Annotated in this window: 25 protein-coding genes, 2 tRNA genes, 1 pseudogene and 1 riboswitch; of the genes and pseudogenes, 15 read left to right on the forward strand and 13 right to left on the reverse strand. The window is 66.9% G+C overall.

Annotated elements, in window-relative coordinates:
• Positions 1-382: hypothetical protein (locus tag CJ301_RS14045; protein ID WP_216823301.1), on the forward strand; the 382-nt coding region annotated here is incomplete at its 5' end.
• A gap of 26 nt (positions 383-408) precedes the next feature.
• Positions 409-576: a hypothetical protein gene (locus CJ301_RS18805; RefSeq protein ID WP_162620540.1), complete on the forward strand. Its 168-nt coding sequence runs from the start codon at positions 409-411 to the stop codon at positions 574-576.
• Here CJ301_RS18805 and CJ301_RS18810 read toward each other — a convergent pair.
• Positions 552-1,175: a type II toxin-antitoxin system VapC family toxin gene (locus tag CJ301_RS18810; protein WP_162620541.1), complete on the reverse strand. Its 624-nt coding sequence runs from the start codon at positions 1,173-1,175 to the stop codon at positions 552-554. The genes CJ301_RS18805 and CJ301_RS18810 overlap by 25 nt on opposite strands.
• A gap of 201 nt (positions 1,176-1,376) precedes the next feature.
• Positions 1,377-1,739, reverse strand: a complete 363-nt coding sequence (locus tag CJ301_RS14050; protein ID WP_099278019.1) for a hypothetical protein — start codon at positions 1,737-1,739, stop codon at positions 1,377-1,379.
• Positions 1,740-2,098: 359 nt separating this feature from the next.
• Between CJ301_RS14050 and CJ301_RS14055 the strand changes: the two genes are divergently transcribed.
• Both CJ301_RS14055 and CJ301_RS14060 read left to right on the forward strand, forming a co-directional pair.
• Positions 2,099-2,455: a transcriptional regulator gene (locus tag CJ301_RS14055; protein WP_099278020.1), complete on the forward strand. Its 357-nt coding sequence runs from the start codon at positions 2,099-2,101 to the stop codon at positions 2,453-2,455.
• Complete coding sequence (locus tag CJ301_RS14060; RefSeq protein WP_099278021.1) at positions 2,452-2,991, forward strand: ImmA/IrrE family metallo-endopeptidase; 540 nt, start codon at positions 2,452-2,454, stop codon at positions 2,989-2,991. The genes CJ301_RS14055 and CJ301_RS14060 overlap by 4 nt, the downstream gene beginning before the upstream one ends.
• 440 nt (positions 2,992-3,431) lie before the next feature.
• On the opposite strand, the gene CJ301_RS14065 is transcribed toward CJ301_RS14060, so the two are convergent.
• A tRNA-Arg gene (locus CJ301_RS14065) sits at positions 3,432-3,508 on the reverse strand.
• A gap of 304 nt (positions 3,509-3,812) precedes the next feature.
• Between CJ301_RS14065 and CJ301_RS14070 the strand changes: the two genes are divergently transcribed.
• Both CJ301_RS14070 and CJ301_RS14075 read left to right on the forward strand, forming a co-directional pair.
• Complete coding sequence (locus tag CJ301_RS14070) at positions 3,813-4,838, forward strand: LacI family DNA-binding transcriptional regulator (protein WP_099278022.1); 1,026 nt, start codon at positions 3,813-3,815, stop codon at positions 4,836-4,838.
• Between the two features lie 153 nt (positions 4,839-4,991).
• A complete protein-coding gene (locus tag CJ301_RS14075; protein ID WP_254050162.1) occupies positions 4,992-5,987 on the forward strand; it encodes a sensor histidine kinase in 996 nt (331 codons plus the stop codon).
• Between the two features lie 139 nt (positions 5,988-6,126).
• On the opposite strand, the gene CJ301_RS14080 is transcribed toward CJ301_RS14075, so the two are convergent.
• A tRNA-Lys gene (locus CJ301_RS14080) sits at positions 6,127-6,202 on the reverse strand.
• 95 nt (positions 6,203-6,297) lie between these two features.
• Here CJ301_RS14080 and dapF point away from each other — a divergent pair.
• From dapF to CJ301_RS14095, 3 genes are all read left to right on the forward strand, one after another.
• Positions 6,298-7,116 carry a diaminopimelate epimerase gene (gene dapF / locus CJ301_RS14085; RefSeq protein WP_099278024.1) on the forward strand — a complete coding sequence of 273 codons (819 nt, stop codon included), beginning with the start codon at positions 6,298-6,300 and terminating at the stop codon, positions 7,114-7,116.
• The gene (gene mtaB / locus CJ301_RS14090; protein ID WP_099278025.1) at positions 7,116-8,387 is read left to right on the forward strand and encodes a tRNA (N(6)-L-threonylcarbamoyladenosine(37)-C(2))-methylthiotransferase MtaB; all 1,272 of its coding nucleotides are present in this window, start codon (positions 7,116-7,118) and stop codon (positions 8,385-8,387) included. Before dapF ends, mtaB begins: the two co-directional genes overlap by 1 nt.
• 172 nt (positions 8,388-8,559) lie before the next feature.
• Complete coding sequence (locus tag CJ301_RS14095; RefSeq protein ID WP_099278026.1) at positions 8,560-9,168, forward strand: glutathione S-transferase; 609 nt, start codon at positions 8,560-8,562, stop codon at positions 9,166-9,168.
• Between the two features lie 4 nt (positions 9,169-9,172).
• Here the strand turns inward: CJ301_RS14095 and CJ301_RS14100 are convergent, their stop codons facing one another.
• Positions 9,173-9,820, reverse strand: coding sequence for an outer membrane protein (locus CJ301_RS14100; protein WP_099278027.1), 648 nt, complete (start codon positions 9,818-9,820; stop codon positions 9,173-9,175).
• A 323-nt stretch (positions 9,821-10,143) separates the two neighbouring features.
• Here CJ301_RS14100 and petA point away from each other — a divergent pair, with 323 nt between their 5' ends.
• Genes petA through CJ301_RS14115 form a run of 3 tightly spaced genes read left to right on the forward strand, consistent with a single transcriptional unit; the run spans position 10,144 to position 12,919 of the window.
• The gene (gene petA / locus CJ301_RS14105) at positions 10,144-10,704 is read left to right on the forward strand and encodes a ubiquinol-cytochrome c reductase iron-sulfur subunit (protein ID WP_099278028.1); all 561 of its coding nucleotides are present in this window, start codon (positions 10,144-10,146) and stop codon (positions 10,702-10,704) included.
• Between the two features lie 11 nt (positions 10,705-10,715).
• Positions 10,716-12,059, forward strand: a complete 1,344-nt coding sequence (locus CJ301_RS14110; RefSeq protein ID WP_099278029.1) for a cytochrome b — start codon at positions 10,716-10,718, stop codon at positions 12,057-12,059.
• Positions 12,060-12,073: 14 nt separating this feature from the next.
• Positions 12,074-12,919, forward strand: coding sequence for a cytochrome c1 (locus tag CJ301_RS14115; RefSeq protein ID WP_099278030.1), 846 nt, complete (start codon positions 12,074-12,076; stop codon positions 12,917-12,919).
• 207 nt (positions 12,920-13,126) lie between these two features.
• Here the strand turns inward: CJ301_RS14115 and CJ301_RS14120 are convergent, their stop codons facing one another.
• From CJ301_RS14120 to CJ301_RS14130, 3 genes are read right to left on the reverse strand one after another with little or no spacing between them, the layout of a single operon-like run.
• Positions 13,127-13,822 carry a thiamine ABC transporter ATP-binding protein gene (locus tag CJ301_RS14120; RefSeq protein ID WP_099278031.1) on the reverse strand — a complete coding sequence of 232 codons (696 nt, stop codon included), beginning with the start codon at positions 13,820-13,822 and terminating at the stop codon, positions 13,127-13,129.
• A complete protein-coding gene (locus CJ301_RS14125; protein WP_099278032.1) occupies positions 13,809-15,311 on the reverse strand; it encodes a thiamine/thiamine pyrophosphate ABC transporter permease ThiP in 1,503 nt (500 codons plus the stop codon). The genes CJ301_RS14120 and CJ301_RS14125 overlap by 14 nt, the downstream gene beginning before the upstream one ends.
• An 8-nt stretch (positions 15,312-15,319) precedes the next feature.
• The gene (locus CJ301_RS14130) at positions 15,320-16,306 is read right to left on the reverse strand and encodes a thiamine ABC transporter substrate-binding protein (RefSeq protein WP_099278033.1); all 987 of its coding nucleotides are present in this window, start codon (positions 16,304-16,306) and stop codon (positions 15,320-15,322) included.
• A gap of 34 nt (positions 16,307-16,340) precedes the next feature.
• A riboswitch (TPP riboswitch) is annotated at positions 16,341-16,439 on the reverse strand.
• A 93-nt stretch (positions 16,440-16,532) separates the two neighbouring features.
• Between CJ301_RS14130 and aroC the strand changes: the two genes are divergently transcribed.
• Positions 16,533-17,633, forward strand: coding sequence for a chorismate synthase (gene aroC / locus CJ301_RS14135; RefSeq protein WP_099278034.1), 1,101 nt, complete (start codon positions 16,533-16,535; stop codon positions 17,631-17,633).
• Positions 17,634-17,702: 69 nt separating this feature from the next.
• Here aroC and CJ301_RS18985 read toward each other — a convergent pair whose 3' ends face one another.
• The 5 genes and pseudogenes from CJ301_RS18985 to ade form a co-directional block, all read right to left on the reverse strand.
• Positions 17,703-18,059, reverse strand: coding sequence for a PRC-barrel domain-containing protein (locus tag CJ301_RS18985; RefSeq protein ID WP_173812370.1), 357 nt, complete (start codon positions 18,057-18,059; stop codon positions 17,703-17,705).
• 93 nt (positions 18,060-18,152) lie between these two features.
• Positions 18,153-19,007 (reverse strand): annotated as a pseudogene (locus tag CJ301_RS14140) (DMT family transporter); the annotation flags it as partial.
• Between the two features lie 108 nt (positions 19,008-19,115).
• The gene (locus tag CJ301_RS14145; RefSeq protein ID WP_017927686.1) at positions 19,116-19,406 is read right to left on the reverse strand and encodes an HU family DNA-binding protein; all 291 of its coding nucleotides are present in this window, start codon (positions 19,404-19,406) and stop codon (positions 19,116-19,118) included.
• A 132-nt stretch (positions 19,407-19,538) separates the two neighbouring features.
• On the reverse strand, positions 19,539-21,014 hold the full coding sequence (locus CJ301_RS14150; RefSeq protein ID WP_099278036.1) for an AMP nucleosidase: 1,476 nt from the start codon (positions 21,012-21,014) through the stop codon (positions 19,539-19,541).
• A gap of 5 nt (positions 21,015-21,019) precedes the next feature.
• Entirely contained in the window at positions 21,020-22,819 is a 1,800-nt protein-coding gene (gene ade / locus CJ301_RS14155; RefSeq protein ID WP_099278037.1) for an adenine deaminase, read from the reverse strand.
• 195 nt (positions 22,820-23,014) lie between these two features.
• On the opposite strand from ade, the gene CJ301_RS14160 reads away from it, so the two are divergent.
• Together CJ301_RS14160 and CJ301_RS14165 are read left to right on the forward strand one after the other, a co-directional pair.
• The gene (locus tag CJ301_RS14160; RefSeq protein WP_099278038.1) at positions 23,015-23,995 is read left to right on the forward strand and encodes a DNA topoisomerase IB; all 981 of its coding nucleotides are present in this window, start codon (positions 23,015-23,017) and stop codon (positions 23,993-23,995) included.
• Positions 23,992-24,402 (forward strand): DUF1810 domain-containing protein, encoded by a 411-nt coding sequence (locus CJ301_RS14165; protein WP_099278039.1) that lies wholly within the window; start codon positions 23,992-23,994, stop codon positions 24,400-24,402. The genes CJ301_RS14160 and CJ301_RS14165 overlap by 4 nt, the downstream gene beginning before the upstream one ends.
• The last annotated feature ends 3 nt before the right edge of the window (positions 24,403-24,405 follow it).

The raw sequence follows: 24,405 nt of genomic DNA on the forward strand, positions 1-24,405 counted from the left end.
CTCGGGGGGCGTGATGAACCCCGAAACCATAGCCGCCGCATACCCTGACCTGTTCCCCCGCCGGGTCCAGCGCGCCCACATGGCGCTGCTTACTTGGGCAGAGGGGGCGAACCCCGACCGATGGCCGACCCCGCCTGATGTGTGCCGGTTCGCCCGGCTCTACGGGGTGCCCCGCGCCACCTTGGGCGCGCTCGTGGGGATGCTCTCCATGCGCCACGACAGCCAGACCCGCGAGACGTGGGTGGACGCTGTGCGCAACCCGGAGGACGCCCCGCCGCACCTGATCCAGCGCCACTCCCGGGACGTGATCCGGGCCTTCGGCTGGTTCTGCGCAACCACGGACCTCGGATGGCTCCGCCTCCCAAGGTGCAGTATTCATTGATATCAGTTGGAAAAGATGAACCTAAAATGACTGAACAACGCGAGAGAACCTTCTCAGAGCATCCAACCAAGGAAATGATTAAGGTCGGAGTTTCCGCACTCCGCCGAAATCTCTTTGGCCAACCTATCGAGCAAATCGTCGAAGAATTGCTGCCAGATGTGATGCAATATCACGAAGCTTGGGAAAACGATTGAAACGCACGCCAAATTAGCCCCTTATGGTACTTAATCATGGCTACACAAGCAGTTGGTGCCAAGGGGTGAATGGTGCGACCTAAGTGCTGCGTTGGAGGGTCAAATGAATCGCCAAAGCGGTCGTCAGTCACAGTAAGTAATTTTGCGGTCGACGGCACTATGGTAAGACGCTTTTCAGGTATTTGACTTAAATCCAGCGCATCTGCTTCGATCTTCACGTCACCAATGCGCACACGGCTTGTTGTCTTCGATCTGATCACATCTCCCCGCTCTAGGCGGCCGAACGCTCTTCCAGGCACGTGTTCGATCGTTCGTTGGAGCCCGTGCTGCTCGACATTCCTTGCCTGATGGAGCCACTGTAGTAGCGGATCCTCTTTCCGCATTTTCCTTTCAGAACCCCAAAAAGATTTAGTTCTCTGGTCTGCCATAGCTCCATTCTTGATTTTCTCGAAAACCTTTGCGCTGTAATCAAGGAAGGCTGACCAGTTGGATCGGTATTCATCGAAGCTTTTGGCAACAAGCATTCTCTCGTAGGCAAGTGATGCCGCGTCATTTGCATCATTGGCTTGGCTGATGGCCTTGCGCTGAATTGGCGTCATGTTTATCTCAGCTGAGTTCGCAACAACTCGCCTTATATCATTAAATCAGCTCTCTGCCAGCCGCGAGATGCGACGTAACCACCAGTAACGGCCACCGAACCCCGAAACGGACCGTCCAGAGGGTGGCGCTCCAGGTGACCGGAAGCGCCTTGCCCTGTGGGACGCGCCGGATGGGTCCGGCGTGACCTTTTCGGGGTGGTGTCAGGATGCGCGCTTTTGCTCGAACGCCTCAATGACGTTGCGCGCATGGACGGCGGCGTGCTTGACGACTTCAAGCACCTCTGCCGCCGCGCGTTCCTCCGGCTCGGAATACTCCATAGACAGTTCCTCCGCCCACTTGGCGACGGCACCCAAGATGACCGGGTACAAATGCTGGTCACGCGGCGACACAACGAGACCTACCTCCACCTCTCGTGCGATCAACGCCCCGAAATGGCGCATCAGGCTCTGAAGTCCGAGGCAGTCAAGTTCCCATTCGGTGGAAAGCTGTTGGAGGTCCCACATCTGCTTGCGGATGGCCGCGCGGTCCTCAGCCGTGAGCTTGTTGTATTCAATATCGTCCATTCCATTCACTCCTTGGTTCGGAGCGCTGGCAGACGGATCGGGCCACGCGGGCGCACAGACAGCCGACAGCCAGCGCAACCGGGGTTGCGATCAGGCAGGTCGGCGGGATCACGTCTCTTTGGGCGGAACCACTTACGAAACCGGACATGCTAACCCAGCTTCGCCAACAGCAAGCGTATTGGAGCACTACCTCCCCTTTGCGTCAATCACGATTTGTAGTTGCCTTTGGGCCCAGATTGCGCAACACCGCAGCGGCACAGAGGATAATCCTGTCTGGATCAAAAAATTAACCTTGGTGGTTGACAGATTAAGCCTGCGACCGCATATTGCTAAAGACCCACCCGTGAGGAGCCACGACCATGACCACAGAAATTGGAAAGGAGCTGCGGAAACTGCGAATTGATGAGGACGAGCGTCTGCTTGACATGTCGCAGCGCCTTGAAAGGTCCTCTGCTTTCATTTCCGCCGTTGAGCGCGGTACAAAAAGCCCGCCCTCGGGCTTTGAAGAAATTGTTATCAAAGCCTACCGTCTTGCCGGGGAGGCTGCCGATGTGATGCGCCGGGCAGCCGACCGATCTCGGAAAGCCTTCACCATTGAGGCGGATAGCCCACTGGCCCGCGACACTGCCGGGCTAATGGCACGACGCATGGACAGCCTGTCCGACGACGAACTCAAGAGCATCTTCCAAATCCTCAACAAGAAGGACGCCAAATGAGTAGTACGGACGATTACAAGGTGCCGCCCCTGAGCTGGCCTGCCATCGGCAGCAGGGCTGACAGCTTTCGCCAACAATTCGGGCTACACGCCTTTCCCGAGGTCCCCGTAATCGAGCTGATCGAACAGGTCCTTGACCTCCAGCTCAACCTAGTACGTTTCGACGTGGGATCACACCACGAGATGGGACGTGCCGAAGGGTACACCTGCCCCACCGGAAAGTTCATCATGCTGCGCGAGGACGTGTACGAAAAGGCTTGTGCCGGGGAAGGACGGGCACGCTTCACAGCCGCGCATGAGCTCGGGCACTGGCACCTACATACGAATGTGCCACTCGCCCGGGCGAAACGAGGCGACGGCACTAAGCCGTATTGCCTTGCGGAACCCCAGGCGAACCAGTTTGCCGCCCAGTTCCTGATGCCTCAGAGCTTCATCTACGCCTCAGATCGGGAACAAGACCTTGTAGAACGGTTCGGCGTCTCTTGGGACGCCGCCCACCACCGCCTCCGTTACCTTCGAAAGAATGGGAGGCTTTAACGCAAGAAGGCTCAGGTTGGCGCCCGAGCCTCCAAGTGAAATTCTGAATCGTGCATCAGGGGCTTGACGATGCAGAGCCTCCCGAAAACGCAAATCAGCTTCCGTTGCAAGGGCCGATATAGCGCTTTTCGGGTCAAATGGCAAGATACGCCCCGAAGGAGAACGAGGGAATGGCTAAGAAGCACACACCTCCTCCGCCGGGTTATCGGTACGTGTTCCGCCCGTGGCGCACGTGTCCGAAGACCGGGCAGCGCCTCTACGCGAAAGCGTTTGGCCTGCGCGCCTGGCCGATCTTGGTTCCTGAGTGAGCCCGGGTTGACGCGATAGAAATTTGGAGCGGGCGGTGGAAACATCGCCCGCTTCGGCCTTTCTGGGCGACGGTTCGCAGCCCAGAGGAACACGGTTCGCGCACAAAACATCGAGTTAAATCAAGAAGAAGATGGTGACCCCGGCAGGACTTGAACCTGCAACCTATCCCTTAGGAGGGGATTGCTCTATCCAGTTGAGCCACGGGGCCTAATTTTCACCTTCATACGGTTCGGAACACGGTTCGCGCAAGGCTGCCTTTTTCCTAAGCGTATGTCTCTCCATCTTCTTTCGGCCCCGGACCCTCCGCTTAGGAGGGGGCTGCTCTATCCAGTTGAGCCACGGAGCCGCGTCCCTTCTCCATGCCCCGCTTTGCCCGGCCCGTCAACGCCCGACCCCTTGCCACCCTGCCCCTCGAAGCCCCGGCCCGCGAGGCCCATCCCTCAACGCCGCTTGGACAAGCCGGGCGGCGCGGCCTATAGCTCGGGCATGCCTGACATTCGCGGACACCACCCATGACCATACCCCCCCGCCGCCCCCTGACCCTGCGCGATGTCTCCGAAGCGTCCGGGGTCAGCGAGATGACCGTGAGCCGGGTGCTGCGCAACAAGGGCGATGTGAGCGAGGCCACCCGCGCCAAGGTGCGCGCCGCGGCCAAGAAGCTCGGCTACGTGCCCAACCGCATCGCCGGTTCGCTGGCCTCGAGCCGGGTGAACCTCGTGGCGGTGATCATCCCCTCCCTGGGCAACATGGTATTCCCCGAGGTGCTCTCGGGCATTTCCGAGACGCTGGCGGGCACCGGGCTGCAGCCGGTGTTCGGCGTCACCGATTATCGGCCCGACACCGAGGAGCGGGTGCTGTTCGAGATGCTGTCATGGCGCCCTTCGGGGGTGATCATCGCCGGGCTCGAGCACAACGAGGCGAGCCGGGCTATGCTGATGCGCGCCGAGATCCCGGTGGTCGAGATCATGGACAGCGACGGCGCGCCGATCGACGCCTGCGTCGGCATCAGCCACCGCCGGGCCGGGCGCGAGATGGCCGAGGCGATCCTGCGCGAGGGCTATCGCCGGATCGGCTTTCTCGGCACCAAGATGCCGGCCGACCACCGGGCGCGCAAACGCTTCGAGGGCTTCACCCGCCACCTCGCCCGCGCCGGTGTCGAGATCGCGGATCAGGAGTTCTATTCGGGCGGCTCGGCGCTCAAGAAGGGGCGCGAGATGACCGAGGCGATCCTGTCGCGCACGCCCGATCTCGATTTTCTCTACTACTCCAACGACATGATCGCCGCGGGCGGGCTGCTGTGGCTGCTCGAACGGGGGATCGACATCCCCGGGCAGATCGGGATCGCCGGGTTCAACGGGGTCGAGCTTCTCGACGGGCTGCCCTGCCAGCTTGCCACGATGGATGCCTGTCGCCGCGAGATCGGCCGCGAGGCGGCACGGATCATCGCCGCGCGCTGCGCCAACCCGGCCGAGGGCGGCGGCGAGCGGGTCGAGCTGACGCCGCTGATCGCGCGGGGCGACACGCTGCAGCGCAGCTGAACCGGCCGCTCCGGGCGGGGTGTACGGGATCGGACATGGCGCGCATCGGGCCGATCCGGGCTTCGCAGCGAGGCGATTCTACCTTAGCCTGTTATCCACAGGTCACATTGGGGAATGCGACCTCGGGACGAGGGAGATGCAGGCTTGACCAAGATGCCGCTGCACCTGACGCCGCAGGAAGTCGACACGTTCATTGGCTTTCTGGATGACGGCTTTTGCATTTGCGAGATCATCACCGATGCCGAGGGGCGTCCGGTCGATTACCGATTCCTCCAGATGAACCCGCAATTCGAGGAAATGACCGGCCTGCATGGCGCGCGCGGGCGCACCGCGCTCGAAATGGTGCCGGATCTGGAGCATGTCTGGATCGAGACCTATGGCCGGATCGCCCTCGAGGGGCAATCGCAGCGGTTTCAGCAATCCTCCGAGGCGATGGGCCGGCATTTCGACGTCTACGCCGCCCCGATCGAGCCTTATGGCCGCTTTGCCATCCAGTTTCGCGACATCACCGAGACCACGCGCGTCGAGGCCGAGCGCGAGGCGGCGCTGGCCGAGGCGCAGCACCTGCTGGCCGAGCTCAATCACCGCGTGATGAACAGCCTCGGCACCATTTCCTCGATCATCGCGATGGAATCGCGCGCCCGCGAAGAGGGCGAGGGTCGCCAGGCGCTGCGGCGCATCCATGCGCGAGTGCAGGCCGTCGCCAATCTCTATCGCAGGCTGAACGCCTCCGGCTCGACCGACAGCGTCTGCACGCGCGATTACCTCGACCAGATCACCGATGGTCTCGCCGCATCGATCGGGCGCGAGGACATCCGCATCGAGGCGCGGATCACGCCGATGCGGCTGTCGACCCGGATCGCGGTGCCGCTGGGTCTCATCGTCAACGAGCTTGTCACCAACAGCCTGAAATACGCCTTCGGCCCGGATGCGCCCGGCACCGTGACGGTGACGCTCGATCATGACGAGACGGGCGGGCTGCGGCTCGAGGTGCGCGATGACGGCCACGGGCTCGATCCGCAGCCGCGCAGCGACAGCGGCATCGGGCAGAAGCTGGTCCGGGCCTTCGCCACGCAGCTCGGCGGTGATCCGGTGATCGAGAGCGGCCCCGGCGGGACGGTGGTGAGCCTGCGCTTTCCGAACGTCTAGAGCGCGTCTCTGCGCCCTCGCCCCGGGCTTGCGCCATGACGCGGCACCGCCATGCCGAGGCAGGCGGCGCGGTCATGTCGCGGTTGGGGAAGGCATGCGCTCCCGCCCCGTCCGCGATCGATGATCCTGGAGTGATCAGTGGTGAGCCGTGCAGGATTCGAACCTGCGACCCACTGATTAAAAGTCAGTTGCTCTACCAACTGAGCTAACGGCCCACTGGGCGGCTATCTACGGTTAGCGGCGGGGGGGGTCAACCGCAAATTTACTCTTTTTCTGGATAAACTTCGCGGGCTTTGCTATTGGCCCCGCCATGCAGGACAACAGCCCCCTCCCCGGCCTGCCGTTCATGAAGATGCACGGCCTCGGCAATGATTTCGTCGTCATCGACGCGCGCCGCGAGCTGCCCGCGATGACGCCCGATCTCGCGCGCGCCATCGCCGACCGGCATCGCGGCGTCGGCTTCGATCAGCTGGCGGTGATCCATGCGGGTGAGGGGGCCGATCTGCACCTCGTCTTCTGGAATGCCGACGGCTCGACCTCGGCCGCCTGCGGCAACGCCACGCGCTGCATCGCGGCCTGGGAGATGGCGCGCACCGGCAAGCCCGCGCTCGACATCACCACCGAGCGCGGCCGCCTTGCCGCGCGCGATGCGGGCGAGGGGCTGGTGGCGGTCAACATGGGCCAGCCGCAGACCCGCTGGGACGAGATCCCGCTGGCGCGCGAGATGGACACGCTGGAGCTGCCGATCGAGGGCGCGCCCACCGCCACCGGCATGGGCAACCCGCATTGCAGCTTCTTCGTCGACGATGCCGAGGCCGTCGATCTCGACGCCTTCGGCCCCGCGCATGAGCATCACCCGCTCTACCCCGAACGCACCAATGTGCAGGTGGCGCAGATCACCGGCCCCGACCGGATCCGCATGCGGGTCTGGGAGCGCGGGGCGGGGCTGACGCTGGCCTCGGGCTCCTCGTCCTGCGCCGTGGCCGTCGCCGCCGCGCGGCGCGGGCTCACCTCGCGCGCCGTCACCATCGATCTCGATGGCGGCACGCTTCACATCGACTGGCGCGAGGACGGGGTCTGGATGACCGGGCCCGTCGCGCATGTCTTCGACGGAGTCTGGAGGCTCTGATGGATCGCCCCGAATCGAACAAGGCCCCGATTTTTGCCACGATGGGCTGCCGGCTCAACGCCTACGAGACCGAGGCGATGAAGGATCTCGCCGCGCGGGCGGGCGTCGAGGACGCGGTGGTGGTGAACACCTGCGCCGTCACCGCCGAGGCGGTGCGCAAGGCGGGACAGGAGATCCGCCGCCTGCGGCGCGAGAACCCGACCGCGAAGATCATCGTGACGGGATGCGCCGCGCAGACCGAGCCCGAGCGGTTCTCGGAGATGGCCGAGGTCGACATGGTGATCGGCAACACCGAGAAGATGCAGCCCGAGACGTGGAAGGGCATGGCGCCCGACTTGATCGGCGCGACCGAGCCCGTGCAGGTCGACGACATCATGTCCGTCACCGAGACCGCGGGCCACCTGATCGACGGCTTCGGCAGCCGCAGCCGCGCCTATGTGCAGGTGCAGAACGGCTGCGATCACCGCTGTACCTTCTGCATCATCCCTTACGGCCGGGGCAATTCGCGCTCGGTGCCCGCGGGCGTCGTGGTCGAGCAGATCAGGCGGCTGGTGGATCGCGGCTACGAAGAGGTGGTGCTGACCGGCGTCGACCTGACCTCGTGGGGGGCCGACCTGCCCGCCGCCCCGCGGCTAGGCGATCTGGTGATGCGCATCCTCAAGCTCATCCCCGACCTGCCCCGCCTGCGCATCTCCTCGATCGATTCGATCGAGGTGGACGAAAACCTGATGCAGGCCATCGCCACCGAGCCGCGCCTGATGCCGCATCTGCATCTGAGCCTGCAGCATGGCGACGACCTGATCCTCAAGCGGATGAAGCGCCGCCATCTGCGCGACGACGCCATCGCCTTCGCGCAGGAGGCGCGCCGCCTGCGGCCCGACATGACCTTCGGCGCCGACATCATCGCGGGCTTTCCGACCGAAACCGAGGCGATGTTCGACAATTCGCTGAAGCTGGTCGAGGAGTGCGGGCTGACATGGCTGCATGTCTTTCCCTACTCGCCCCGCCCCGGCACCCCGGCGGCAAGGATGCCGCAGGTGAACGGGCGCGACATCAAGGCGCGCGCCGCAAGGCTGCGGGCGGCGGGCGAGGCTGCGGCGCAGGCGCATCTCGCGGCGCAGGTGGGGCGCGGCCACCGCGTGCTGATGGAAAGCCCCCGCATGGGCCGGACCGAGCATTTCGCCGAGGTGGATTTCGCCGCCGACCAGCCCGAGGGGCGGATCGTCGAGGCCATGATCACCGGCGTGTCGGGCGCGCGGCTGATCGCCTGAGCGCGCCTTTCGGTTCATCTTTCTTCAAATACGCATGGCACCCCATAACGACCCGCGCGCGGCTTGCAGGCCGGGCGCCATGCGTATTTCAGGAAAGATGAACCGGGGGAGACGCCCTTGTGCGAGGCGGATGGCGCTGCTTGACTGCGCGAAGCCAGCCGGAGCGTTCCACATGAAACTTCTCACCTCCCCCGCCTCGCCCTTTGCCCGCAAGGTCCGCATCGTGCTGCACGAGACCGGGCAGGCCGATGCGGTCACCGAGATCGCCGCCGCGACCGATCCGTTCGGCGACCCGGTCGACGTGATCCATGCCAACCCCCTGGGCAAGATCCCGGCGCTGGTGCGCGATGATGGCCCCGCGCTCTATGACAGCCGCGTCATCACCCGCTATCTCGATGCGCGCGCGGGCGGGCGGCTCTATCCCGAGACCCGGATCTGGGAGGTGCTGACGCTCGAGGCCACCGCCGACGGGATCATGGATGCGGCCTTGGCGATGGTGCTGGAGCTGCGCCTGCGCGCCGAGGGCGAGCGTTCGCCCAGATGGATCGAGGGGCAATGGCGTAAGGTCGAGCGCGGGCTCGACGCGATCGAGGATCGCTGGATCAGCCATCTGGGCGGGCAGCTCGACATGGGCCAGATCGCCGTGGCCTGCGCGCTCGGCTATCTCGACCTGCGCCACGGCACGCGCGACTGGCGCGCGGGGCGGCCGCAGCTCTCCGCATGGGCCGACCGATTTGCCGCGCGCGACAGCATGATCGCCACCGCGCCGCCCGCCGGCTGAGGGTTCAGAAGTTGAAGCTGACGCCGAGGTTGAGCGCGTTGGTGACGATGTCCGACTCAAGCGTGCCGCCGCCGACCAGATCGGCCTCGTTCTGCGAATAGGTGCCCTTGTATTCGCCGAAGACCGAAACGCTGTCGGTCACCTCGTAGCTCGCCCCGGCCATCAGCGCCACCGCCGGTCCGGTCAGCTGGTATTCATCGGTGCGCCCCAGCCCGTCATCATACTCGACCCGCGGCACCGCGACGCCCAGGCCGCCGCCGACATAGGGCGTCAGCCCGTAGGCGGCATCGGGGAAGCGGCGATAGGCGTTCAGCGTCAGGATGTTCAGCCCGTCGGTGAACTCCAGCGTGTCGAGCCCCTCATCGGCGAGGGTCCCGTCGTCGGCATAGACCTTGGTGTGGTTGAAATCGAGGCCGAAGCCGAGATCGTCGCCGCGCCACCAGGTCGCGCGCAGGCCGTAATGCGGCGGCGCGTCAAAGGAGTTGCCCTCCCAGCCGGCGGTGAAGTCGCGATCGCTTGCCGTGCCGGGCCGGTCGACCGTGACATTCGAATGCGGTGCCTCCTGCACGCCGCCATAGAAACTCAGCTCGACCTCGGCCTGGCCGAAGGCGGGAACGAAGATCAGGAGCAGCGGTGCGACAAGGCGGAACATCGGGTACGGGCTTTCGAGCAGATAGTGGCGGAGGGCGCAGGCAGGCTGGGCCCATTATCACCCGATATCTGGGCGTTGAAGAGTCGAACTCCAAGCTCACGGAAATTCAATTCGGCGTTGTCGCATTCGCGCAACGCGGCGCGCCGCCTCGCCCCCTTGTCGGCACGGGTTTCGCATCCTACGTGCCTCCGGCTGCGCGCTATTGTCCGCTGGACGGGCGCGGGATTGATGGCTAAACAGCGCCAAAACGCCAAGCGGGTCACGGCCCGCGGTCTTTTGCCGTCCGGGCGACGCCGCCCCAGCCATACCGGAGATCACCCCCCGTGTCACACGCAGACGATCATCAGGGCACCCGCCGCGATTTTCTCTACTATGCCACCGCAGGGGCGGGGGCCGTCGTGGCCGGCGCCGCCGTCTGGCCGCTGGTCAACCAGATGAACCCCTCGGCCGACGTCCTGGCGCTGGCCTCGATCCGGGTCGACGTCTCCGGCGTCCAGCCGGGCACCCAGCTCACCGTGCTGTGGCAGGGCAAGCCGGTCTTCATCCGCTCGCGCACCGAGGCCGAGATCGCCGCCGCGCGCGAGGTCGACGTCGAGACGCTGCCCGACCCGGTGGCGCAGAACGAGAACCTCGCCGGCGCCGCGCTCGCCACCGACGAGAACCGCGCGCTCGACGAGACCGGCACATGGCTCGTGCAGATGGGCATCTGCACCCATCTGGGCTGCGTGCCCCTGGGCGAGCAGGGTGATTTCGGCGGCTGGTTCTGCCCCTGCCACGGCTCGCATTACGACACGGCGGGCCGCATCCGCAAAGGCCCCGCGCCGCGCAACCTGCCCATCCCCGTCGCCGAATTCGTCGACGAGACGACCATCAAGCTCGGCTGAGGAGACCTCTGATGTCCGGTATTCCGCACGATCATTACGAACCCAAGACAGGCGGCGAGCGCTGGCTCAACAACCGCCTGCCGGTCCTCGGCCTGCTCTATGACACGCTGATGATCCCGACGCCCAAGAACCTCAACTGGATGTGGATCTGGGGCATCGTCCTGACCTTCACCCTGGCGCTGCAGATCGTCACCGGCATCGTGCTGGTGATGCATTACACGCCGCATGTCGACCTGGCCTTCGCCAGCGTCGAGAAGATCATGCGCGACGTGAATGGCGGCTTCATGCTGCGCTACCTGCACGCCAACGGCGCCTCGCTGTTCTTCGTCGCGGTCTATGCGCACATCTTCCGCAGCCTCTACTACGGCAACTACAAGTCGCCGCGCGAGGTGACCTGGATCATCGGCATCCTGATGTACCTGCTGATGATGGGCACCGCCTTCATGGGCTACGTGCTGCCCTGGGGCCAGATGTCGTTCCACGGCACCGCCGTGATCACCGGCCTGTTCGGCGCCATCCCCTTCGTCGGCGAAGCGATCCAGACCTGGCTGCTGGGCGCCTCGGCCGTGGGCCAGCCCGCGCTCAACCGCTTCTTCTCGCTGCATTACCTGATGCCCTTCATCCTGGCGGGCCTGACCATCGTCCACATCTGGGCCTTCCACTCGACCGGCAACAACAACCCCACCGGGGTCGAGGTGCGCCGCGGCTCGAAGGAAGAGGCCAAGCGCGACACCCTGCCCTTCTGGCCCTACTTCGTGATGAAGGACCTCTTCGCGCTGGCGATCGTGCTGATGATCTTCTTCGCCATCGTCGGCTTCATGCCCAACTATCTCGGCCACCCCGACAACTACATCGAGGCGAACCCGCTGGCGACGCCCGCGCACATCGTGCCCGAATGGTACTTCCTGCCCTTCTACGCGATCCTGCGCGCCTTCACCGCCGATGTCTGGGTCGTGATGTTCGCCAACTGGATCAGCTTCGGCATCATCGACGCGAAGTTCTTCGGCGTGATCGCCATGTTCGGCGCCATCGCGGTGATCGCGCTCGCGCCGTGGCTCGACACCTCCTCGGTGCGCTCGGGCCGGTATCGCCCGATGTTCAAGTGGTGGTTCGCGCTGCTGGTCGTCGATTTCTTCGTGCTGATGTGGGGCGGCGCGATGCCCGCCGAAGGGATCTATCCCTACATCTCGCTGATCGGCGCGGCCTACTGGTTCGGCTACTTCCTGGTGATCCTGCCGCTGCTGGGCGTGATCGAGAAGCCGCTGCCGATGCCGGCGACGATCGAGGACGACTTCAACGCCCATTACGACCCCAAGACCGGCGGCACCCATACCGTCGTCAAGCCGGCCGAGTGAGAAAGGCAAGACACATGCTGAGAACCGTCACGCTTGCCGCCGTCGCGGCGATGGGCCTCGCCGGCACCGCCATGGCCGCCGAATCCGAGACCCTCATCACGGATTACGACTTCCCCTACGAGGGTCCCTTCGGGGCCTTCGACCAGATGCAGCTGCAGCGCGGCCTGCAGGTCTACACCGAGGTCTGCGCCGCCTGCCACGGGCTGCAATACGTCTCCTACCGCAACCTGCATGACGAGGGCGGCCCCGGCCTGCCCGAGGATCAGGTCCGCGCCTATGCCGCGCAGTTCGAGACCTTCGACGAAGATCTCGACGATTACCGCCCGGCCACCCCGGCGGACAAGTTCCCGCAAAGCGCGCTGCCCGAAGCGCCCGACCTGTCGCTGATGGCCAAGTCGCGCGCGGGCTTTCATGGCCCCTATGGCTCGGGCCTCAACCAGCTCTTCAAGGGCATGGGCGGGCCGGAATACATCGCCTCGCTGCTGACCGGCTACGAAGAGGCGCCGGCCTGCGCGCCCGAGGACTTCCCGGGCTACTACAACGTCGCCTTCGGCGCCGGCGGCTATCCCGAGCAGTGCATCGACGAGGACGGCCACCACATGGCGCCCGGCTCCTGGATCGCCATGCCGCCGCCGCTTCTGGGCGACGACGTGGTCTATGAGGACGGCCACCCGGCCACCATCGAGGAAGAGGCCAAGGACGTCACCGCCTTCATGATGTGGACCGCCGAGCCCAAGATGATGGCCCGCAAGCAGGCCGGCTTCACCGGCGTGCTGTTCCTCGGCCTGCTCGCCGTGCTGCTCTACCTCACCAACAAGCGGATCTGGCACCGCGCCAAATACGGCCCGCGCGACGAGTGATCGTCAGGGCTTGATCCCGAGAGGGGCGCTCCGAAAGGGGCGCCCCTTTTTCGTGGGTGGCACCTTCGCCGGGGCCGGGGGATTTGCGTATTTGGAGAAAGATGAACGAGGGCGTCGCGGCACCATGGCTGGCGCACCGCCCCATTCATCTTTCCTGAAATACGCATGGCGCCCCGTCGCGGCCATCCCGCCGCCCGCAGTGATGCCTCAACGCCCGAGGTAGGCCCTGAGCGCGGGGGGCGGATCGGCCAGCAGCGGCGCGGCGGGCGCGGGCGGCTCGGCGCGGCCCGCATCGACCAGCACGATGTCGCTGGCGATGCGCGCGGCATCCTCGGGGTCGTGGCTCACCATCAGGAGCGTGCGCCCCTCCCCCGCCAGCACCGCGCGCGCCAGATCGAGCATCTCCATCCGAAGCCCCGGCCCCAAGGCGGCGAAGGGCTCGTCGAGAAGCACCAGCGGGCGGTCCATCAGCAGCACGCGGGCCAGCGCCGCGCGGCTTTGCTGCCCGCCCGACAGCGCGGCGGGCCTGCGCGCTTCCATGCCCCGCAGCCCGACCCGCTCCAGCACCTGCGCGATTCGCGTCCGCCTGTCCGCATCGAGCCGCCCCTTCGGGTCGATCCCGAGCGCGAGATTGCGCTCGATGCTCAGATGCGGAAACAGGTTGTTGTCCTGAAACAGGATCGAGATCGGCCTTTGCGCGGGCCTCAGAGCGGTCAGCTCGCGCCCGTCCCACGACACCCGCCCGGCATCGGGCGCGAGAAACCCCGCGATCGCGGCGAGCAGCGTCGACTTGCCGCCGCCAGATGGCCCCATCACCGCGCAGACCGCGCCGTCGGGCAGGACCCAGTCCGCCGCAAGCGCGAAATCGCCCTGCCGGATCTCCAGCTTCTCAAGCCGCAGCATCGACCCGCCCTCCCCTGTCGAAGATCCAGAACAGCGCAAGGCTGATCGCCAGCAACACCAGCGCCACGCCTGCCGCCTGCTCCATCCGGTAGGCCGACATCAGCCGCACCATCAGAAGCGGCAACGTCGCCTGCCCGTCCCCCGCGAACAGCGCGATCACGCCCAGATCGCCCATCGACAGCGCCGCCGTCAGCCCGGCGGCAAAGCCCAAGGGGCGGCGGATGCGCGGCAGGATCAGCCAGCGCAGCCGCGCCAGCCCGTGCAGCCCGAGGCTGTCGGCCAACCGTCCATGCCCGGCCTCAGCCTGCGCCACGGCGGGCGCGATCACCCGCGCCGCAAAGGGCAACGCCATCACCGCATTGACCAGCATGGTCACGAGAAGCGCGACCTCGCGCGGCGAAACCAGCGGGTGCAGCAGCACGAAAAGCCCCGTGCCCATCACCAGCCCCGAAGCGGCGAGCGGCAGCAGCATCGACAGCCGCGCCAGCGCCCCGCCCCTGAGCGCGAGGGCCAGCGCCATCGCCAGCGTCAGCGCCGTCGCCCCCAGCGCCACGGCGACCGACCGCGCCGCCGCGGGCCAGAGCCCGCCCGGCAGATCCGCCAGCCCCGGCAGACCGCGCGCCAGAATCATCGCCAGAGGCGCCATGAGAAACAGCGCGGCCAGCGTCACCGAAAGCGCATCGAGCATGCGCCCGCCCGGCGCATGATGCTCGACCACCCGGTCGAGCCCCGCGCCGAGCGCCTCGGGCGCGCCCGCCGCGCGCAGCCCCAGCGCCGCCGCCGCGCAAAGTGCGAACTGCACCACCGCCAGCATCGCCGCGCGCCCGAGATCGAAATCGAACCGCACGGCCTGGTAGATCGCCAGTTCCACCGTCGTCGCCCTGGGTCCGCCGCCCAGCGTCAGCGCCACGGCAAAGCTCGTGAGGCAGATGAGAAAGATCACCGCGAAGGCACCCGGTGCCACGGCGCGCAGCATCGGTCCCTCCAGAAGCCGTCCGACCGGCGCGCCGAGAGAGGCGGCAAGACGGAACCGCTCCGCCGGGATCGACAGCCAGCCCTGCAAAATCAGCCGCACCGCCAGTGGCAGGTTGAAGAACACATGCGCCAGCACCACCCCGTGCCAGCCATAGACCGACACCGGCCCGAGCCCCGCGAGGCCCAGCGCGTCGTTGAGTATGCCGCCGCGCCCGAACACGCCGATGAGCCCGATCACCGCGACGATCACCGGCAGGATGAAGGGCGCGCCCAGCAGCGTCACCAGCGCCGCGCGGCCCGGAAACCTTTGCCGCGCCAGCGCGCGGGCAACCGGTATGGCCAGAACGACCGACACCAGCGCCGAGAGCGCGGCCTGCCAGATCGTGAATCGGATCGCGGCCCAATCGGCGGGGCCGAGGCGCAGCGCGAAGCCCGCGCGCCAGGCGACCGCGCCCAGCGTGCCCAGCGTCAGCGCCAGCACCAGCCCGGCGGCGATGCCGCCGGGCCACCGCATCCCGCGCGTTATCGCGACAGCCCCTGCCGCCACGCCTCGACCGCATCCTCGCGCCGCGCATCGGCCTCGTCCTCGGCCAGCCAGATCGCATTCTTGGGCAGGGCGATCGACTGGAAGCCTTCGGGCCATTCGGCCTTGGGCAGCGCCGAGGGGTAGGACCAGTTCGAGGTCGGGATCAGCGACTGGAATTCGGGGCTGACCACGAACTGCATGAACTGCGCGGCAAGCTCGGGCTCTTCCGCCCCTTTGAGCTGCGCGGCCAGCTCGATCGTCATGTAATGCCCCTCATCGAAGATCGCCGCCGACACCGTGTCGTCCTCTTCGGCGATCGCGTGGTAGGCGGGCGATGTGGTGTAGCTCAGCACCATGTCGACCTCGCCCTCGGTGAAGAGGCCGTAGGATTCCGACCAGCCGGGCGTGACGGTGGTAATCTTGGGGGCGAGCGCGGCCCATTTCTCCTCGGCCTCCTCGCCAAAGACCTCATCGGCCCAGAGCGCCAGCGACAGGCCCGAGACCGAGCTGCGCGGGTCCTGGATGGCGATGCGCAGATCGTCGGGGGCCTCGACCAGCGCCTCGAAGCTCGACGGCACCTCCTCCAGCGCCTCGTTGTCATAGACGAAGGCAAGATAGGACCAGTCGAAGGGCAAAAAGACCTCGTCCTGCCAGTCGATCGGCAGGGTCAGCGCGGCGGTGTCGACGCCGTGGGGTGCAAAAAGCCCGGTTTCGCGCGCCTGCTTCATCTCGGTCGAATCAAAGCCGATGGCGACATCGGCCTGCGCGCGCGCGCCTTCGAGCTTGAGCCGCGGCAGCAGGTCGCCGGTCTGGTAATCGATGCTGCAGTCGCACTGCGCCTCGAAGGCTTCCCTGATCGCGGGGCCGGGGCCCCATTCGGAGGCGAAGTAGTCGGGGGCGTAGATAGTGAGGGTCTTGTCCTGCGCGATGGCCGGCGTGGCCAGAAGCGCGAGGGCGAGACCCGCATGCAGGCGATATGTCATGGTCGTCCTCCAAGCGGGCGAAGAGCAAGGAGGACGCATGTCCCGAAACCTTCCCTCCGCCGGTGTGATCCGGTTCAGGTTCAACGGGTCCGCGCGATGCGCATCTCAGCCAGTGGCCCCCCGAGGTGGGGCGGACACTACGCCATCGCGCGCCATGCGCAAGCCCCCCGCCCTTTCCCCCGCACCCGCCCCGCGCTACACCGGCCCCGCCACAAGGAGAGCGCCCATGTCCCTCAACAGCTTCGGCCACCTGTTCCGCGTCACCACATGGGGCGAAAGCCACGGGCCCGCGCTCGGCGCCACGGTCGATGGCTGCCCGCCGGGGGTGGAGATCACCGAAAAAGCGCTGCAGGTCTGGCTCGACAAGCGGCGGCCCGGACAGAACAAGCACACCACGCAAAGACGCGAGCCCGACACGGTGGAGATCCTGTCGGGGGTGTTCGAGGGCCGCTCCACCGGCACGCCGATCCAGCTGATGATCCGCAACACCGACCAGCGCTCCAAGGATTACGGCGACATCGCCGAGACCTTCCGCCCCGGCCATGCCGACATCGCCTATCACCTGAAATACGGGCTGCGCGATTATCGCGGCGGCGGGCGTTCCAGCGCGCGCGAGACTGCCGCAAGGGTCGCGGCGGGGGGCGTGGCGCGCGCGGCGCTCGCGGCGCTTCTGCCCGAGCTGAAGATCACCGGCTACATGGTGCAGATGGGCGAGAAGCGGATCGACCGCGCGCGGCTCGACATGACCGAGATCGAGCGTAACGATTTCTGGTGCCCCGACGCCGCGGCAGCGGCCGAATGGTCCGATTATCTCGATGCGCTCAGGAAGGATCACAACTCCGTCGGCGCGATGATCGAGGTCACCGCCTCGGGCGTGCCCGCGGGCTTGGGCGCGCCGGTCTATGGCAAGCTCGACACCGATCTGGCGGCGGCGATGATGTCGATCAACGCGGTGAAGGGCGTCGAGATCGGCGAAGGCATGGCCGCCGCCGCGCTTACCGGGCGCGACAATGCCGACGAGATCTTCATGGGGCCGAACGGCCCCGAATACGGCTCGAACCATGCGGGCGGCGTCTTGGGCGGGATCAGTTCGGGGCAGGATTTGGTGCTGCGCTTCGCGGTGAAGCCCACCTCCTCGATCCTGTCGCCCCGCCGCTCGATCAAGCTCGACGGCAGCGCCACCGAGGTCGTCACCAAAGGCCGCCACGATCCTTGCGTCGGCATCCGCGCGGTTCCGGTGGCCGAGGCGATGATGGCCTGCGTGCTGCTCGACCATTACCTGCTCGATCGCGGCCAGACCGGCGGGCATCGCGGCACCATCGGCTGAAGGCCCCGTGGGGCACGAAAAAGGCCGCCGGGGTCTTCCCGGCGGCCTTCGTCCGGCGCAGCAGGCGCATCAGATCCAGTAATACGGCGCGCCGTAATGGGTATAGGCGGCCTCTTCCCAGCGCCGGTCCTCGTACCAGCGCTCGGGCCGCTCGGGCGCGCCCTTGAGCTGTTCTTCGGTGATGTCGGTGCGGTAGCCGTTGAGCCCGGTGTCATATTCGAGCTTGGCCCAGGGGATCGGGTGATGCTCCTCGCCCATGCCGAGGAAACCGCCGAAGCCCATCACCGCATAGGTGATCTTGCCCGATTTCTTGTCGATCACGAGATGGTCGATATGGCCGATCTTCTCGCCGCCCGCGCCGTAGACCTCGGTGCCGTTGACCCGGTCGGACGAGATCGTGGAATGGCTGTCGCTGTAGTCGAACATGATGTCCTCCTGTGCTGTCTCGGAGGTAAAACCGACAGCCCCGCCCGGCTGTTCCGCCGCTGCGCGGGCTGCGCCGGTTTCCGCCGAGCGGCGGCGCGCCAGCTGCACCGCGAGAATGCCCGCCGCCACCACCGCCACGCCCAGCGCGTCCGTGGCCCCCAGCGCCTCGCCCAGAAGCACGGCGGCGATCACGACGCCGAAGACCGGGTTCAGGAAATGGAAGGTCGCCGCCTTGACCGCGCCGATCCGCTCGACCAGCACGAACCACACCAGCGTCGCCAGCACGCCCGGCACCAGAACGGTATAGGTAAAGGCCACGACGAGCGGCCAGGACCAGTCGACCGACCATGTCTCGAGCGCCAGCGCCGGCGGCAGCAGCGCCGCCGCGCCCACGAGCATCTGCAGCCCCACCACCATCATCAGGTTGCCGCCCGAGGCCGCGCCGCGCACCGCCAGCGTCGCCGTGGCCAGCGCCAGCGCCGCCACCGCGCAAAGCGCCACCGCCAGAAGATCGAGCCCGCCCGCCATGCGCCCGCCCATGATGATCGCCACGCCCGCAAAGCCCGCGACAAGGCCCAGCGCGGCGAGGGGCGGCAGCCGGTCGCGCAGGAAGGCCCAGCCGATCAGCGCCACCAGAAGCGGCATGGTCGAGGCGATGATCGAGGCGACCGAGGCGCCGATCCACTGCATCGCCACGAAGTTGAGCCCCAGATAGAGCGCGTTCTGGCACAGTCCGAAGATCACCACCCCGCGCCACTGGCCACGGCTGAGCCGCGCGGTCTGGCGCAGCGCCAGAGCGATGCCGATGGCGATGATGCCCGAGGCGAGAAAGCGCAGCGTCAGCGCGGTCAGCGGCGGGGCATAGGCCACGACGACCCGCGCCGAGGTGAAGGCCGAGGACCACATCAGCGCAAAGGCGAGCCCGAGCCCGAGTGACCTGATATCCATGCAAGACCTCCGCTGCGCTGGGCGGGAGCCGAAACCGAAAAGGGCCGCCCCCGGGGGCGACCCTTTCCTCAAATCCTCCGAACCGCAAGACCGCGGCCCGAGACGGCGTCACTCCTCGTTGACGCTGTCCTTGAGCGCCTTGGCGATGGTCATCTTGACCACCTTGTCGGCGTCCTTCTTGATCTGCTCGCCGGTGGCCGGGTTGCGGACCATGCGCTCGGGGCGCTCGCGACAGTAGATCTTGCCGACATTCGGCAGGGTCACGGCGCCGCCCTGCGACACTTCGCGGGTGATGATGGCGACCAGCGCGTCGAGATGGGCGCCGGCGGTCTTCTTGTCGCCGCCGGTCTCGTCGGCGATGGCGCTGACGAGCTGCGCCTTGGTCATCGGTTTGGCCATTCCAGGTCTCCTTGCCACAGCCCGCTTTGGGCTTGTCCTTGCACCGCTTGGCGCGGCGTGTTGCCTAGACCCACAATGAAACAAGCGTCATTGCAAGCAAAAACCGCTGTTTCCTTACGGTATCGGCGGGTTTCACAGGAAGGCCGTCTCTTCGAAGCTACGCAGCTTGCGGCTGTGGATACGCTCCAGCGGCATCTCGCGCAGCCGCTCCATCGCCCGGATCCCGATCATCAGGTGACGCGCCACCTGCGTCTTGTAGAAATCCGACGCCATGCCCGGCAGCTTCAGCTCGCCATGCAGCGGCTTGTCGGAGACGCATAGAAGCGTGCCGTAGGGCACCCGGAAGCGAAAGCCGTTGGCGGCGATGGTCGCGCTTTCCATGTCGAGCGCCACCGCGCGCGACTGGCTGAGCCGCTGCACCGGGCCCGACTGGTCGCGCAGCTCCCAGTTGCGGTTGTCGATGGTCGCCACGGTGCCGGTGCGCATGATCCGCTTGAGCTCGAAGCCTTCGAGCGCGGTGACCTGCGCCACCGCATCCTCGAGCGCGATCTGGATCTCGGCCAGCGCCGGGATCGGCACCCAGACCGGCAGGTCGTCGTCGAGCACGTGATCCTCGCGCAGATAGCCATGCGCGAGGACGAAATCCCCGAGCCGCTGCGAATTGCGCAGACCGGCGCAGTGCCCGACCATCAGCCAGGCATGCGGGCGCAGCACCGCGATGTGGTCGGTCGCGGTCTTGGCGTTCGACGGGCCGACGCCGATATTGACCAGCGTGATCCCCTGCCCGTTCTCCCGCTTGAGGTGATAGGTCGGCATCTGCGGCATCTTGGCGGGGATGTGCATCGCGCCTTCGGGGTCGGTGATCACCTGGTTGTTCGGCCCGACGAAGGCGGTGTAGCCGCTTTCGGGATCGGCCAGCACGTGGCGGGCATAGGCCTCGAATTCCTCCACGTAGAACTGGTAGTTGGTGAACAGCACGTGGTTCTGGAAATGGGTCGGATCGGTCGCGGTGTAATGCGCGAGCCGGGCCAGCGAATAATCGATCCGCTGCGCCGTGAAGGGCGCGAGCGGCATCGCCCCGTCCGGGTAGGTGAAGCCGTTGCCATTGACGATGTCGTCATGCGTGGTCGAAAGATCCGGCACGTCGAACACGTCGCGCAGGTGGAACTCCATCGCCCCGTCCTGCGGCACCGTCACGCTCGCGTCGTTGGCCACGGCGAAATGCACCGGCATCGGCGTCTCCGACGCGCCGATCACCACCGGCACGCCGTGGTTCTCGATCAGAAGCCGCATCTGCTGCTTGAGATAATTGCCGAACAGGCGCGGCCGCGTCACCGTCGTCGCATAGGTGCCCGGTCCCGCCACATGGCCAAAGCTCAGCCGGCTGTCGGCCAGAGCGAAGGTCGCGGTGGAAAAGCGGATCTCGGGATAGAAGGCGCGGTAGCGCGTCTCGGGCACGCCGCCGCCCAGCGTCTCGGTGAACTTCTCGCACAAGAAGCGCGTGGCGGTGTCGTAGATCTCGCGCAGCCGCGCCAGCGCCGCCTCTGGGTCGGTGAAGGCCTCGGCGGCGGGGGTGTGGGGCGTCTGGATCTTCAGCGTCTTCTCCATCTGGTTCAGTCCTGTCCTTCGAATGGTCCCGTGATCTCGAAGCGGGTGACATCCACCAGCCCCAGATCCGATATGCGCAGCTCGGGGATCACCACGAGCGCGAGCAGCGAATGTTGCATGTAGGCGTTGTTGAGACGGCAGCCAGCCTCGCGCATCGCGTCGCCCATGGCCTGCGCCGCGGCCGCCACCTCGCGCGCCGGCGCGTCCGACATCAGCCCCGCGATCGGCAGCCGCACCAGCGCGCGCTCCTCGCCGTCGCGCCAGACCGTGACCCCGCCGCCGACCCGGCCCAGCCGGTTGGCGGCGCGCGCCATCATCTCGGCATCCGTGCCGACCACGATCATGTGGTGGCTGTCATGCGCGACGGTGGAGGCGATCGCCATGCGCCCCTCATAGCCGAAGCCCTCGACGAAGCCGTTGGTCACGCCGCCCGTGCCGCGATGCCGCTCGACCAGAGCGATCCGCGCCACGGGCCCCTCGGGCATGACCGCGCCGCCCTGTATGGGAAGCTCGCGGATCAGCGCCCGCGTCGGCGCCTGGTTCTCGACCACGCCGATCACGCGGGCGCGCACCGTGCTCGCCCCCTCGGGGGCTTCGACCTGGAAATCATCCGCCACCAGCTCCTTGCCGAGACGCACCGTGTCGCGCGCCTTCAGGGGCCAGTCGTAATGCGGACATGTGACACGCAGATCACCGTTTTCGGCCACCAGCACACCGCGCGCGAAGACCTGCTCGATCGGCAGGCTCTTCAGGTCCGAGGTCAGGATCACGTCGGCCCGCCGGCCCGGCGCGATGCTTCCCAGCTCGCGCTCCATGCCGAAATGCGTGGCGGTGTTGATCGTCGCCATCTGCAACGCCACCAGCGGGTCGCAGCCGCAGTCGATCGCGTGGCGCACCACCCGGTCCATGTGGCCGTCATCGACCAGCGTGCCGGAGTGGCAGTCATCGGTGCACAGCACGAAGTTGCGCGGGTCGAGCCCCTTTTCGGTGACGGCGGTGATCTGGCTCTCCACGTCGTACCACGCCGAGCCCAGCCGCAGCATGGAGCGCATGCCCTGCCGCACCCGGTCGATCGCGTCGCTCTCGCGCGTGCCCTCGTGGTCGTCGGCCGGGCCGCCAGCGACATAGGCATGGAACGGCGCGCCGCGATCGGGGCTGGCGTAATGCCCGCCCACGGTCTTGCCCGCGCGCATGGTCGCGGCGATCTCCGACAGCATCTTCGGATCGCCCGCCACCACGCCGGGGTAGTTCATCATCTCGCCCAGGCCCACGATGCCGGGCCATGACATCGCCTCGGCCACGTCCTCGGGAGAAATCTCGTGGCCCGTCGTCTCCAGCCCCGGCGCCGAGGGCGCGCAGCTGGGCATCTGGGTGAAGATGTTGACGGGCTGCATCAGCGCCTCGTCATGCATCATCCTGACGCCTTCGAGCCCAAGCACGTTGGCGATCTCGTGCGGGTCGGTGAACATGGTCGTGGTGCCGTGCGGGATCACGGCGGCGGCGAATTCCGCGGGCGTCAGCATGCCGCTTTCGATATGCATATGCGCGTCGATCAGGCCGGGGATCAGGTAGCGGCCATCCGCTTCGACCACCTGCGTCCCCTCGCCGATGCAATGCCCGGCATCGGGGCCGACATAGGCAAAGCGGCCCTCGGCCACCGCCACCTCCCAGCCGTCGAGGATTTCGCGGCTCTGCACGTTCACCAGACGCCCGCCGCGGATCACGAGATCGGCGGCTTCGCGGCCAGCGGCCACGGCGACGAGACGGGGGGCAACCTCGGCCCAGGGTTTGACGACATGTTCCATCTTCGGATTTCATACCAACCGGCGGGCCGCCGCAACCCCGCCGGATGCGTGACGCGAGAGGCCCCGGCGCCGCGCAGGCCGAAACCGGGGGCATGCGTATTTGCGGAAAGATGAACCATGGGCGCGCGAGAGCGTGATCGCCGCGCGCGGAACGCCCCTCCCGCAAGGCGCGTTGCGCGGTCGAGGAGACCCGCCATGCCGCCCCCCGCCAAGCTCGTCTACTACCCCGATTCCGAGCCCGGCATCCGCCGCCGCCGCTGCGGGCGCGGCTTCGCCTATACCGCGCCCGACGGCACCACCATCGCACGCGGGGCCGAGCGCCGCCGCATCGAGGCGCTCGCCGTGCCGCCCGCCTATGACAATGTCTGGATCTGCCCCAAGCCGCATGGCCATCTGCAGGCCACCGGCCATGACGACCGCGCGCGCAAGCAGTATCGCTACCATCCCGACTGGCGCGCCTGGCGCGAGGCGCACAAGTTCGACCACCTCGCCGCCTTCGGCGAAGCCCTGCCCGCCATCCGCCGCCGCATCCGCCGCGACCTGTCGGGAGAGGCGGGCGAATTGGACTTCGCCATCGCCGCCGTGCTGGCGCTGATCGACCGGGTGTCGATCCGGGTGGGCAACCCCGAATACGCCGCCGAGAACCGCACCTATGGCGCGACCACCCTGACGGGGCGGCATATCCGCCTCGATGGCGGCGAGATGCGGCTGCGCTACACTGCCAAGGGCAACAAGCGGGTGGACCGCAAGCTGAAGGACAAGTCGCTGATGAAGGTGCTGGGGGAACTGCACGACCTGCCGGGCAGGGAGTTGATCGGCTGGATCGACGAGGACGGCACGCCGCGCTCGGTCTCCTCGGGGCAGGTCAACGCCCGGCTGGCGGAGATCACCGGCTCCGAGCACGTCACCGCCAAGACCTTCCGCACATGGGCGGGCTCCGAGGCGGCGCTGGCCTGCGCGATCCGCGAGGAGACGCTGACCATCAAGGGCATGAGCGAGGCCGCCGCCGAGCGGCTGCACAACACGCCGACCATCGCGCGCAACAGCTACATCCACCCCAAGGTGATCGCGCTGCACGAGGCGGAGGCGGAGGACCGCGCCGCATTGCTCGAAGACCTGCCCGAAACCGCCGGGCTGCGGCAGGCCGAACGCGCGCTCTTGAGGCTGCTGTCATGAGCCTCGATCGCTTCGTCGAGGCGCAGAAGGGCAGCTATGCCACCGCCCTGTCGGAGATCGAGGCCGGGCAGAAGCGCAGCCACTGGATGTGGTATGTCTGGCCGCAGATCCGGGGCCTCGGCCATTCGCCGATGGCGCAGCATTACGGCATCGCCGATGCCGAGGAGGCGCGCGCCTATCTCGCCCACCCGGTGCTGGGGCCGCGCCTCGTGGAGATCAGCCGCGCCATGCTCGCCCACAAGGGCCGCGCGCCCGAGGACATCCTCGGCGGCATCGATGCGCTGAAGCTGCGCAGTTCCGCCACGCTCTTCGCCGCCCAGCCCGGCGCCGATCCGGTCTTCGGCGAGATCCTCGACGCCTTCTATGACGGCCCCGACGACCGGACCCTCGCCCTGCTGGACCGCTAGCGC

This window comes from Limimaricola cinnabarinus (assembly GCF_002723615.1).
In the GTDB taxonomy this organism is placed as follows: domain Bacteria; phylum Pseudomonadota; class Alphaproteobacteria; order Rhodobacterales; family Rhodobacteraceae; genus Limimaricola; species Limimaricola cinnabarinus_B.

Excerpts from the sequence above, each read along its gene's own strand:
- CJ301_RS18805 (WP_162620540.1), top strand. The coding sequence starts at position 409 with ATGACTGAACAACGCGAGAGAACCTTCTCAGAGCATCCAACCAAGGAA.
- CJ301_RS18810 (WP_162620541.1), bottom strand. The coding sequence starts at position 1,175 with ATGACGCCAATTCAGCGCAAGGCCATCAGCCAAGCCAATGATGCAAAT.
- CJ301_RS14050 (WP_099278019.1), bottom strand. The coding sequence starts at position 1,739 with ATGGACGATATTGAATACAACAAGCTCACGGCTGAGGACCGCGCGGCC.
- CJ301_RS14055 (WP_099278020.1), top strand. The coding sequence starts at position 2,099 with ATGACCACAGAAATTGGAAAGGAGCTGCGGAAACTGCGAATTGATGAG.
- CJ301_RS14060 (WP_099278021.1), top strand. The coding sequence starts at position 2,452 with ATGAGTAGTACGGACGATTACAAGGTGCCGCCCCTGAGCTGGCCTGCC.
- CJ301_RS14070 (WP_099278022.1), top strand. The coding sequence starts at position 3,813 with ATGACCATACCCCCCCGCCGCCCCCTGACCCTGCGCGATGTCTCCGAA.
- CJ301_RS14075 (WP_254050162.1), top strand. The coding sequence starts at position 4,992 with ATGCCGCTGCACCTGACGCCGCAGGAAGTCGACACGTTCATTGGCTTT.
- dapF (WP_099278024.1), top strand. The coding sequence starts at position 6,298 with ATGCAGGACAACAGCCCCCTCCCCGGCCTGCCGTTCATGAAGATGCAC.
- mtaB (WP_099278025.1), top strand. The coding sequence starts at position 7,116 with ATGGATCGCCCCGAATCGAACAAGGCCCCGATTTTTGCCACGATGGGC.
- CJ301_RS14095 (WP_099278026.1), top strand. The coding sequence starts at position 8,560 with ATGAAACTTCTCACCTCCCCCGCCTCGCCCTTTGCCCGCAAGGTCCGC.
- CJ301_RS14100 (WP_099278027.1), bottom strand. The coding sequence starts at position 9,820 with ATGTTCCGCCTTGTCGCACCGCTGCTCCTGATCTTCGTTCCCGCCTTC.
- CJ301_RS14110 (WP_099278029.1), top strand. The coding sequence starts at position 10,716 with ATGTCCGGTATTCCGCACGATCATTACGAACCCAAGACAGGCGGCGAG.
- CJ301_RS14115 (WP_099278030.1), top strand. The coding sequence starts at position 12,074 with ATGCTGAGAACCGTCACGCTTGCCGCCGTCGCGGCGATGGGCCTCGCC.
- CJ301_RS14120 (WP_099278031.1), bottom strand. The coding sequence starts at position 13,822 with ATGCTGCGGCTTGAGAAGCTGGAGATCCGGCAGGGCGATTTCGCGCTT.
- CJ301_RS14125 (WP_099278032.1), bottom strand. The coding sequence starts at position 15,311 with ATGCGGTGGCCCGGCGGCATCGCCGCCGGGCTGGTGCTGGCGCTGACG.
- CJ301_RS14130 (WP_099278033.1), bottom strand. The coding sequence starts at position 16,306 with ATGACATATCGCCTGCATGCGGGTCTCGCCCTCGCGCTTCTGGCCACG.
- aroC (WP_099278034.1), top strand. The coding sequence starts at position 16,533 with ATGTCCCTCAACAGCTTCGGCCACCTGTTCCGCGTCACCACATGGGGC.
- CJ301_RS18985 (WP_173812370.1), bottom strand. The coding sequence starts at position 18,059 with ATGTTCGACTACAGCGACAGCCATTCCACGATCTCGTCCGACCGGGTC.
- CJ301_RS14145 (WP_017927686.1), bottom strand. The coding sequence starts at position 19,406 with ATGGCCAAACCGATGACCAAGGCGCAGCTCGTCAGCGCCATCGCCGAC.
- CJ301_RS14150 (WP_099278036.1), bottom strand. The coding sequence starts at position 21,014 with ATGGAGAAGACGCTGAAGATCCAGACGCCCCACACCCCCGCCGCCGAG.
- ade (WP_099278037.1), bottom strand. The coding sequence starts at position 22,819 with ATGGAACATGTCGTCAAACCCTGGGCCGAGGTTGCCCCCCGTCTCGTC.
- CJ301_RS14160 (WP_099278038.1), top strand. The coding sequence starts at position 23,015 with ATGCCGCCCCCCGCCAAGCTCGTCTACTACCCCGATTCCGAGCCCGGC.
- CJ301_RS14165 (WP_099278039.1), top strand. The coding sequence starts at position 23,992 with ATGAGCCTCGATCGCTTCGTCGAGGCGCAGAAGGGCAGCTATGCCACC.